Source organism: Frankia sp. CgKIO3 (assembly GCF_977946435.1).
Genome location: NZ_CDWTMO010000138.1, coordinates 1,406 through 11,797, shown reverse-complemented (window position 1 = coordinate 11,797; position 10,392 = coordinate 1,406). Strand labels below are relative to the sequence as shown.

Here is a 10,392-nt window from a genome sequence, read left to right as displayed (position 1 = left end):
AAGAAACCCGGCCAGCACGGCATCCGCCACCACGCCCCGCCCACGATCAGGCTCGCCAACCCCATGAAACCCCAGACCGCAGCTTGATCAACTTAGCGGAAATGGCATTGAGGCGAGTCTGCTCGGCCGCATGTCGCCGGAGTGCCGGGCGGAAATGCTGCAGATCGGCCTCTACCGGGAGTACGCGAGCGAGGAGATCGTGATGCGGGAGGGGGACACCACCAACTTCGTCGTCCTCCTGCTGAACGGATGGGTGAAGGTCACCGCGGCGACCGAGAACGGCGGCTTCGCGCTGCTGGCCATTCGCCACGGCGGTGACCTCGTCGGCGAGCTGGCGGGGGTGGATTCCGAGCCGCGTTCGGCGACGGTGACCGCCGCCGGGGCTGTGCTCGCGAAGGTGATCCTGGCCGAGGCGTTCGTCGCCTTCCTGCGCCGGCAGCCGGACGTGCACCAGATCGTGACCAGCACGATCGCGACGAAACTGCGCTCGGCGACCCGCCGTCGGGTCGAGTTCGGCGGGTGCCCGGTCGCGGTGCGGGTGGCACGGGTGATCCTCGAACTGGAGCGGGCGTATGGCGGTGCCGCCGGCGGTGGGCGATCGGTCGGGGTGTCCCTCACTCAGCCGGAGCTTGCCGCCCTGGTCGGCGCGGCCGAGCCGACAGTGCACAAGGTGCTGCGGGAACTGCGGCAGCGCAACGTCCTTGACACTGGTTATCGCACTGCCGTGATCCACGACATCGGGGCGTTGCGGCTTGCCGCAAACCCGTGAGAATACGGGGCGGTCGGTCCGCGTGACGCGGGACAGTGGCTGCTGTCCGGTTCTGGCCGCGGAGGTTGCCTGTGAGCGGAAGACCGCCCGGAATCCGGCGTATGTGTATTGCCCTGGACGCCGACCGGACCGGCACCGCGCCGCCGGGTGTGTTGCGGCTGAGAAGGTGGCAGCGTGACCTCGGTACGGTGGTGGACGAGGTGTGCGCGCTGGCCGAGATGGACCGGGCACACTGGATTTTTCCGGCCGTCGGCGGCGGTGAGATCGCGATTCTTCCGCCGGGCATCGACGAGGGCCGGGTCGTCGCTGCCTTCGTCCGGGCGCTGCGCATCGTGCTGTTTCACCTGAACGACTCCCGGCCCGATTCGGAGTGGGTTCGGTTACGCGTCGCGATGCACCAGGGAATCACCCGCGTCGACGAGTCAGGCTTCTCGGGACGAGCGGTGGTGAAGGCATCGGAACTGCGTGACTGCGCCGCCCTCCGGGCCGAGTTCGCTCGATGCTCGGCGGCCGACCTGGCGCTCGCCGTCTCCGCCGAACTGTTCGACGATGTCGTCGAACATGACTATCCCGAACTGCGTGGCCGTGATTTTCACCCGGTGCGGGTGGATCTCGCGTCGATAGGTCGAGCCGATGCCTGGTTCCTGCTCTCCCGATCGGTCGACGCGGCAACCATGCCCGGCGTGGCGACGGCCTCCGGCGCGGCCATGTCCCTCGTGCGGGCTGTTCCCGGGTTCGGGGCGGCCGCCAGGCCCGTGCTGTCGGTGGTCCCCGAACCGGACGCCAGGCGGTCAGCCGGCGGGTTCGACCCGGCCTTCCTCGGGCAGGCCCGTCGCCCACCTCTCCTCAATACGGCCGTACTTCCAGACCAGCAGAGCGACGGCCCAGGTGGCGACGAACAGGCTGACAACGAAGTAGCCGACGACGTTGAGATCCAGACCCGCGACCCAGTCCCAGAACCCGCCGGTGAGATGTGCTTTCTCGGCGAGGATGCCGAGCAGTTCGACGCTGCCGATGAGGAACGCGACCGCGACGGACAGCCCGGTAATGGTGATGTTGTAGTAGACCTTGCGGACCGGTTGGGAAAAGGCCCAGCCATAGGCGAAGTTCATGAACGAGCCGTCGATGGTGTCGAGCAGGCTCATGCCGGCGGCGAACAGGATCGGTAGGACGAGGATGGCGTACCAGGGCAGGCCGGCCCCGGCGGCGCCGGCGGCGAGGAAGAGCAGGGCGACTTCGGTGGCGGTGTCGAAGCCGAGACCGAACAGCATGCCGAGCGGGTACATCTGCCAGGGTCGGGTGATCGCTCTGGTGAAACGGCCGAGGACGCGGTTCATCAGCCCGCGGGAGTTCAGCTGCTCCGCTAGGCCGGCCTCGTCGTACCCGCCGCGGCGCATGTCGCGGAAGACCCTGATGATGCCGAGGAGGATGACGAGGTTGAGTGCGGCGATGGTGTAGAGAAAGCCACCGGAGACGGCGGTACCGATCCAGGCGGTGACGTCGTGCAGGGTCGAGCCGTCGGCTTCGATCTGCCCGGCCAGGGAGCGGACGCCGACGCTGAACAGCAGCGCCAGGGCGAACACGACCGTGGAGTGGCCGAGGGAGAAGAAGAAGCCGACGGACAGTGGGCGCTGACCGTCGGTCATGAGTTTGCGGGTGGTGTTGTCGATCGCGGCGATGTGGTCGGCGTCGAAGGCGTGGCGCAGGCCGAGAGTGTAGGCGGTGACTCCGAGGCCGACCCCGAAGACCTGGCCGTCAGCGCCGAAGCGGTAGTGGTGCGGTGCGATGACTGCCGCGAGCGTCACCCAGCCGATCACGTGTAGCCCGACGATGACCGCGGCCATGCCGCCGACGCGCACCCACTCCCGGCGGTCGAGCGCCCCGCGGACCCCGGTGGGAAGGCCATCCCTCGGCATGGTGCCGGCCTGCGCGGCCATGGCAGGTCTCCCCTCGCGGTGCACCCGCCGACGTGGACGGGGGAGTTCTCGTGCGGCGGGCAGAAGAACGATAACCAGATCATGGATGCTTCTGCAACTTAGTTGCAGAAGCATCCATGATGCAGAGCTTTGCCGCCGCCACGCGCCGTCGTTGCAGCTGGGCGACGAGCTGGTCGCTCGCCAGCAGCAGCACCGTGAGCCAGGAGATCGTCGCCACCTTCCCGAACGCGGCGACCCAGTCTCCGTCCGTCGGCAGCGCATGCCGGGCCTGCACCTGCAGCACGTACAAGGCGCTGACGCCCAGGCAGACCACCGGGCCGACGCGGGTCAGCAGACGGCCGCGGGGCACGAGCAGCGCCACGGCCGTCGCCAGGGCGACGATGACCCCCGCCACCGGGGAGACCAGCGCCGCCGAAAGCAGACCCATCCCCAACACGGCGAGCACGGTGGTGCGCGGGCTGGCACGCCCCGCCCGGTCGGACCACGGCTCGGCCGTCGGCAGATCCGGCTCGGGTGCCCGGGACGTTCGGGACGACCGCGTGGCCACGGTCGCGCGGGCTCGGCGGGTGTAGAAGATCACCAGCGCGAGGGAGAGCAGCACCGTCACCGCGGACAACACCAGGGAGAACCACACGATCCGTTGCGGGGCCCAGGTCAGCGTGACGGTGAACCCGGCGGCCGTCGGGGTGATCCGCCAGCCGTTCGCGTAGCCGTCCACCAGCCTGGGGGTACCCAGGTCGGCGCCGCCCACGGTCGCCTTCCAACCCGGGGAGAGGCTCTCCGCGAGCACCAGCCAGAACGGGGTACCGGGCCGCGCCCCCGTCACGTCGACGGTGAAGGAGGTGTCGCCGGCCGACTGGACCGTCACCCGTGGCGTGGCGGCCGACGTCGTGCCGGTGGTGCCCGTCGCGGCTGGTGGGGTCCCGGCAGGGGAGACGGCGGAGGCGGCGCCGGTCGCGTTCAGCCACGGGCCGCCGCCGGCGTCCGAGGCCAGCAGCAGGCGATCGAGATCGATGCCGGCGAGGGCCCCGTCGGTGGTCCGGATCACGTGCTCCCCCGGGCCGAGGGTGACCGGCTGGCCGCAGGTGGCGACGGTCAACCTGAGCCGGTTGACCGCGTCGGCGGTGCCCCCGGTGACCTGCACCCCCACCGGCTGACCGTCGATGCTCAGCAGGTCGGTCCGGCAGGGCGCGGGGATCTGGGCCGGCAACAGCCCCGTCCTGGTGCTCCCTGCCGTGCCTGTCGTGCCCGCCGCGGGCTGACCGGTACCCGCGGCGCCGGCCGCGAGGCCGGGCATCCCGATCTCGGCGAGGCCCACCGGCATCGCCAGCGGCGAGCGGCTGATGGGGTCGATGCTGGTGACGGTCCGGGCGTCGTCGACGACGAACTTCCACGTGCCACCGGTAACGGCCGGGAAGGTGAGGGCCACCTCGCGGGTGCCCCCGCGCGCCGAGGTGTCGGTGACCGGAGGCACGGCCACCGCGCCGACCCGCTGGCCGTCGACCTCGATCCCGATGCGGGTCGGGATCGAGTGCCGACCGTCGGCGACGATCGACATCGTCATCGACGAGACCGTCAACGGGGTCGGCGAGGCGACCTGGATCCAGCTGCCCCGCGGGTTGCCGATGCCCGGGCTCCACGCGGTGGCCGGGTTTCCGTCGAAGGCGCTCGACGCCCGCGCCGCGAGCGATCCCGGCAGCCGGCCGGAGGAGGTCACCACCGGGAGGGCGGCCGGGCGGCCCAGCACCTGGTCGACGCGGTCGTCGGGGGAATAGGCGGAGACGCGGGCGGTGCCGGTGAGCGCGAAGGTCCGGGCCGTCGGCAGGGAGAACGACCGGCTGATGACCGACTCGGTGTCCTGCTTGAACGGTTCCGACGGGTTGGCCCGGTCCCGGGACAGCTCCAGCGCCAGCCGGTGGCCGAGGGAGGCGGCGCCGGCGGCGTCGAGGCTGTCGCTCGGCATCCGCAGCACCTCCTCGGCCGTCAGCGGTGCCCCGTTCGCTCCGGGGATGGCGACCTCGGCAAACCCGACCGCGGAGACGGTGTCGTAGCTGCGCTGCCGGCCGGTGTTCGTCGCGTCGATGTGGATGCGCAACGTCCGGAAGGCCCGGGTGGGGAAGCGCACGACCTGCCCGGCGGCGGTGCGGGAGGCGTCGGTGAGCGCGACGGTCACCGGGGAGCCGCCGTCGAAGGTCAGCGTCGCCCGAGTGATCCACCGGTTGCGCGGCCCGGTCAGCGGCTGGACGAGGCGGATCTGGTCCGTCGCCGTCGGCTCGGCCAGCGTGGTCTGCCAGGCTTCCCCGGCCGGGTCGGTGAAGGCGCCGACCCGCCACGCGGTGCCCGGGTCGCCGTCGATCGCGCGGACCGGCCGGTCGGACGCCCCGTAGGAGAAGCTGTTCCCGTAGCTGGTGGCGGTCACCTCAGCGATCTTCGCCGGGGATCCCGGGGCGTGTAGGGCGGCGGTGGTCTCGCTGGTCACGTTCTGGTCGGGGAACATCGGCAGCCGGTTGTCGTTCGGGTCCTTCGCCAGCGGCCTGACCCCGGGTTGCTCGACGTAGCCGAAGTTCTCCCGGATGCCCGTCCACCGTTCGGCGCGCCGCCGGTTGGTGTCGGTGATGAGCAGGTCCGCACCGTCGTCGAGGGCCTGGCGCATCGCGGCGGGATCGGTGGCGAGTGCCGGGGCATAGAGGATCGCCCGCCCGTCGGCGATCGGCTCAGCGAGCAGGCCGGAGGCCGCCGCGTCTACCAGCGCCTCCCCGTTGCCGCTGACGAGCAGGGGCCGCGCGGTGGTGGCGGTGCGCACGATCGGCTGCGCGCCGCTGACCGGGAAGACGGCCAGCGCCGGCGGATCGGGCACCGACGGGTCGGTGCCGAGGGTGATCTCGTCGGTGAACGGGATACCGGGATCCTCGGCGACCGGCGGTCCGAAGGTCTGCGGTACGCCCAGCCCGTCCGGTCTGGTCGAGGTGAACAGGTTCCAGGTGGCCCGGGGGCGCGGGGTCCGGTACCGCTCGTAGGCGAGGTTGCTGCGCAGCACCACGTCGCCGACGCCCATCAGCCGGGCGAGATCTGGCAGGGCGGAGGTTTCGAATACCCCCTCCTGCAACCGGCGGTCCAGCGAGCGGACCAGGTCGACGCTGCCCGCCTCGCCGTAGGGGATGAGTTCCCGCACGACCAGCGGACGGTCCATCAGCCCCTCGGTGACCGGGTCGAGGGTGCTTCCCCAGCGGTAGTGGGAGAAGTCGGCACCGGGAAGCTCCAGCACCCGCGTGCCGTTGTTCCCAAGTGTCCCGTTGTTCCTAGTGTCCAGGGCGCGCGCGAGTTCGGTCTCGTAGGCGGGGACGTGCTCGGGGCGTTCGAGTAACGGCTCGACGAACTCGCCGCGGAACAGCGGTGACATGTCGAGGGCCAGCAACAGCAGGACCACCCCGGTGGCGAGCGGCGGGACCAGCCGCCGGCGCCGGCCCGACCGGACCGGCCGCCCACCCGGGGCACCTGGGGCAGCCGTAGCGGCCGTAGCGGTCGGACCGGCCGCCGCGTACCGCTCCCAGAGCGCGGCGAGCCCGCCCGCGAGCAGCACCGACATGCCCAGCGCGACCAGGGGGACCGCCCGGGGCAGCGAACGCAGCGCGAGACCGGCCGTCGATCCCTCGGCGAAGTCCTTGAACAGCCGTCCCCAGGGCGAGGGATCGTCGTACGGGTAGACGCCGACGGCGATCGTGGTGCCCAGCAGGATCAGCGCGACGAAGTAGCCGCGCTGGCCCCAGCGGATGGCCGAGGCACCGATCAGGGCGAGGATGGGTATGGCGAAGCTGACCGCGGTCAGCCAGATGCTCTGGGTGTAATGGGTGGCCGGCCCGATCCACGGACCGAGCGCGTCCTGCCCGTAGAAGAACCAGTTGCCCAGGCCCCGCAGCACCTCAGAGGCCTGCGAGCTGCTGGCGACCGTCTCGATTGTCTCGGTGAAGGCGAGGACGTTGAGGCCGTAACCGGCCTGGGTGTAGAGCCCCGCGATCCACCATGCCGACGTGACGAGAACGACCAGCACCGCACGGGTGCACATACTCACGGCGGCGCCGAGCCGGACCTCGCGGGTACCCCAGACGGCGAACGGTATCCACAGCAGTGGGGCGAACAGAATGAAGATCAGGCTGGAGGCGTTGATGCTGCCGATCGTCGTGACCACGAGGGCGAAGGCGGCGGGGAAGCGCCAGCCGGCCCGGCCGGACTCCGCCTCGCGCAACCCGCGCACGGTGATGCCGATCAACCAGCCCAGTCCGGCGTAGGGCAGCAGGATCGCCGAGATCCGCGCCTCGTACTCCAGGATGTAGGGCGAGAGCATGTAGCCGAACGCGGCGACGAACGCGAAGCGGTCGGGCCAGCGGAACGAGCGGAGTAAGAACAGCACGCCGGTGACGGCGCCGAACAGGATGGAGCCCGTCCACAGCCGCTGCGCGACCCAGTCGGGCAGGCCGACGAGATCCAGCAGCCAGTAGAAGGCGCCCTGCGGGAACAGGTAGCCGATGTTCTGATGGGTGACGGTGCCCATGCCGATGCCGGGGTCCCACATGGAGACCGCCCGGCGCAGCATCCGGCTCGGATCGAGGTAGAGGTACGCCTTGGTGTCGGCGCCGATCTTTCCTGGTGCCGTCGCCAGCAGCGGCAGATACGCCACGGCGGCCAGCACCAGGGTCGGCCAGGATGGCGGCCGCCGCCGGATCGTCGCCGAGGCCGGACCGGACTCGGTGCGACCGGAGCGATCGGACTCGGTGCGACCGGAGGGGGCCGGACCGGACGGCGACGTGGTCACGGTCACCGGATCACCGGATTACCGCAGTCACCGGTGCGGCCCAACCAGGTCCGCGGCCCGGGCCGCGGTGGAGCGGCGGCCCTGATGCCGGGCCGCCTCCCGGGCGAGTGCCGCGAACGTCGAGCGAGCCGTCTGCGCCCAGGTGAAGGTCGCCGCATGCGCCAGCGCCCCGACGGACAGCCGGGCGCGCAGATCGTGATCGGTCAGCACGCCGGCCAGTGTCTTGCCCAGGTCGGCCGGATCCTCCACCAACACGCCGGTCTCGCCGTTGACGACCGCGTCGGTGTGTCCGGCGATCTTCGTCGCGACCGACGGCGTGCCGCAGGCAGCGGCCTCGGTGATCGTCATGCCCCAGCCTTCACGGGCCGAGGCCGAGGTCAGCACCCAGGCGCGCCGATACAGCGCCAGCAGGGCGTCGTCGTCGACCCGCCCGACGAGGTGCAGCCAGCCGCCGGCTCCGGCAGCGGAGATCCGCTTCTCCAGCTCCACCCGCTCGTAGCCCTCGCCGACGATGACCGCCTCCATCGCCGGATGTTCATCGTGGGCGCGGACGAGCCCGTCGATGAGGACGTCGAACCGTTTCACCGGCACCAGACGCCCGACAGCGAGGACGAGCGGATGCGGCGAGCGCTCGCCTGCGGGGGAGAACGACGGGTCGATGCCCGGCGGCACGACCGAGATGTTGCGCGGCGGCAGGCCGAGCAGTTCGATGATCTCGTGCCGGGACGACGGGGACAGCGTCAGGATGCGCGTACGCCGGTACAGCAGTGGAGCAATCTTGAATTCGACGGTCTCGCCGATCCTGGCCAGCTTCGTGGACAACACCATCCGCCACATCTCGGCATGCACGTGGTGCAGGAACACCACCCGGGGGCAGCGGGCCCAGACCGGGGAAAAGAACGGCATCCCGTTCCAGATCTCGACCAGACCGTCCCAGGGCCCGCCGCGGCCCAGCGCGCCGGACACCGCTGTGCGCGGGAAGACCGAGTACCGGCCCGCCTTGCGGACCACCGTGTAGCCGTTGCGGTGGACGGACTCCGGATGGCCGGACGCCACGGCCGTGCGCAGGCTCACGTCGATGCCGGCCTGCGCCCACAGCTCCGCGACCTTGTCGGCGTGCAGCTCCGACCCGCCCGACTCGGGGTCGTCGAGATCACGCCAGGCCAGCATGTGCACGCGGCGCAGTCCCGAAGTCTCGACCAGCTCGGCGAGGGAGAGTCGGCGCGGCGCGGCCTCGATCCCGGGCGCTCCCACCTGCGCGGCCAGGAGGCCCGGCGGGACCGGGACGGCCGGCGGGACCGGGACGGCCGGCGGCACGACGAGGCCATCGGGGGTCGGCGGGATCGTCGCGCCGGGGCCGCGACGATTGCTCGCGGCGCTCATGCCCGAGCCGTCCGGCGGGCGGCGGCGAGCACCGACAGGCCGGTGACGATGGCCAGCACGGCCTGGCAGGCGAGGTTGGCGCGGGCGGTGCTCGTCGGTGATCCGTCCGCCCACAGCATGAGGGGGACGGCCGCGGCGGCGGCCAGCCCCAGGGCCAGCAGTACGCCACGCTCGCCGAGAGCGAGCAGGTAGTGGGTGAACAGCACGGTAGCTCCGAGACAGGTCATCGCTGCGGCCAAGGGGAGAAGCGCGCCGGAGGCATCGGTGAAGCGAGAGCCGAAGGCCAGGGAGAGAAGTGTGTCGGGTGCGAGGAGAGCGGCGGAGAGCAGCCCCAGTGCGGGTACGAGGAGTATCGCTAGCGTTGCTCCGAGTTGATGGAGGGCGTGCTGCCCGAGATGTCGTCGATCGGCGGCCTCCGGCAGCAGGAAGCCGGCCAGTACGACCGCCGCCAGTACGAGTACCTTGCTGGCCACCGAGACGGCCGCGTAGGAGCCCGACTGGTCGGGGGCGAGCCGGCCCTGCATAAGGACGTCGATGTTCTGCAGGAGGCCGAGCATCGCCAGCGCGACAAGAGCGGCGCCGACCTCGACGGCCAGCGGGGCCGTGGGCGCCGCGGGCGAGCCCGGCTCCGGCGACATTCCTACGACCGCGTCCGGGTGGCGGCGCAGCGTGGACCGCGTGTGGGCGAGGGCGGCCAGCACACCGAGCAGGACGCCGATCGCCGCGCCGGTCTCGTCCAGACCGGCGAGCACCAACCCGATCGTGAACACCGTCTTCACTGCGGCGTCGACGAGCAGGTTGGCGGCCAGCGCCGGATAGAGCCGGCCGCACTGCAGCAGCCCCCGGTCGACGCAGAGCAGACACCAGGCGGCACCGGCGGTCACGATCTCGGCGACGCCGCCGGGACCGGGCAGCGACAGCTCGTGGGCCACGAAGCCCCGAGCGGCCACCGCGAGCACGGCGACGACCAGCACGAGCGCGACCCCGACCCGGCGGACCCGGCGGACCCACTGCGCCACCAGGTCCAACTGCCCGCTGTGCTGCCAGGTGGTGATCCGCCGGACCACCCCTACGAGCAGGGCGCTGCCCGGCATGGACACGATGAAGAAGATTGCGATCAGTTGGGCGACCGCGCCGTAGGACCGGGTACTCATCGCGCGCGCGATGATCAGCGTGACGCCCATGTTGGCGAGGTTGGCGAGCTGGCCGGCCAGCGCCAGCGGGATGGCGCCGCGCACCGCCCCCCGCAGTCGGGTGCCCCGGGTCTGTTTTAGGCGTTTACGCAGCGTCCAGCCGTCGGTCGCGATCGCGGCCGACGCGCCGCCCAGTTGGGCGGTATTGCGCTTCATGCGGAGTCCTCCCCGACGACATACGCAGGGGTACTCCCCACCCCGCGCAACGGAATGCCCGCGTGGGGCCGGTTCACCCGCGCCGGGGTGGTCGGCCGCCTGGTACGCCCGGGAACGGTGCTCAACGGATTGTCAGTGCCTTGT

General features: G+C 71.4%; 6 protein-coding genes. 1 reads left to right on the top strand and 5 read right to left on the bottom strand.

The window, feature by feature from the left end; translation table 11 throughout:
* Positions 1-154: 154 nt before the first annotated feature.
* A complete protein-coding gene (locus AC08OJ_RS14980; RefSeq protein WP_476596030.1) occupies positions 155-769 on the top strand; it encodes a Crp/Fnr family transcriptional regulator in 615 nt (204 codons plus the stop codon).
* A gap of 422 nt (positions 770-1,191) precedes the next feature.
* Here the strand turns inward: AC08OJ_RS14980 and AC08OJ_RS14975 are convergent, their stop codons facing one another.
* From AC08OJ_RS14975 to AC08OJ_RS14955, 5 genes are all read right to left on the bottom strand, one after another.
* Positions 1,192-1,332, bottom strand: a complete 141-nt coding sequence (locus tag AC08OJ_RS14975; RefSeq protein ID WP_462187057.1) for a hypothetical protein — start codon at positions 1,330-1,332, stop codon at positions 1,192-1,194.
* A 228-nt stretch (positions 1,333-1,560) separates the two neighbouring features.
* The gene (gene nicT / locus AC08OJ_RS14970) at positions 1,561-2,706 is read right to left on the bottom strand and encodes a Nickel transporter NicT (protein ID WP_476593717.1); all 1,146 of its coding nucleotides are present in this window, start codon (positions 2,704-2,706) and stop codon (positions 1,561-1,563) included.
* 79 nt (positions 2,707-2,785) lie between these two features.
* Positions 2,786-7,522 (bottom strand): alpha-(1->3)-arabinofuranosyltransferase domain-containing protein, encoded by a 4,737-nt coding sequence (locus tag AC08OJ_RS14965; RefSeq protein WP_476593716.1) that lies wholly within the window; start codon positions 7,520-7,522, stop codon positions 2,786-2,788.
* A 21-nt stretch (positions 7,523-7,543) separates the two neighbouring features.
* The gene (locus AC08OJ_RS14960) at positions 7,544-8,899 is read right to left on the bottom strand and encodes a glycosyltransferase family 4 protein (RefSeq protein WP_476596029.1); all 1,356 of its coding nucleotides are present in this window, start codon (positions 8,897-8,899) and stop codon (positions 7,544-7,546) included.
* The gene (locus tag AC08OJ_RS14955; RefSeq protein WP_476593714.1) at positions 8,896-10,248 is read right to left on the bottom strand and encodes a hypothetical protein; all 1,353 of its coding nucleotides are present in this window, start codon (positions 10,246-10,248) and stop codon (positions 8,896-8,898) included. Before AC08OJ_RS14955 ends, AC08OJ_RS14960 begins: the two co-directional genes overlap by 4 nt.
* Positions 10,249-10,392: the final 144 nt, after the last annotated feature.

Bases quoted from the DNA above. Each gene is read 5' to 3' on its own strand.
- AC08OJ_RS14960 (WP_476596029.1), bottom strand. From the start codon at position 8,899: ATGAGCGCCGCGAGCAATCGTCGCGGCCCCGGCGCGACGATCCCGCCG.
- AC08OJ_RS14980 (WP_476596030.1), top strand. From the start codon at position 155: ATGCTGCAGATCGGCCTCTACCGGGAGTACGCGAGCGAGGAGATCGTG.
- nicT (WP_476593717.1), bottom strand. From the start codon at position 2,706: ATGGCCGCGCAGGCCGGCACCATGCCGAGGGATGGCCTTCCCACCGGG.
- AC08OJ_RS14955 (WP_476593714.1), bottom strand. From the start codon at position 10,248: ATGAAGCGCAATACCGCCCAACTGGGCGGCGCGTCGGCCGCGATCGCG.
- AC08OJ_RS14975 (WP_462187057.1), bottom strand. From the start codon at position 1,332: ATGTTCGACGACATCGTCGAACAGTTCGGCGGAGACGGCGAGCGCCAG.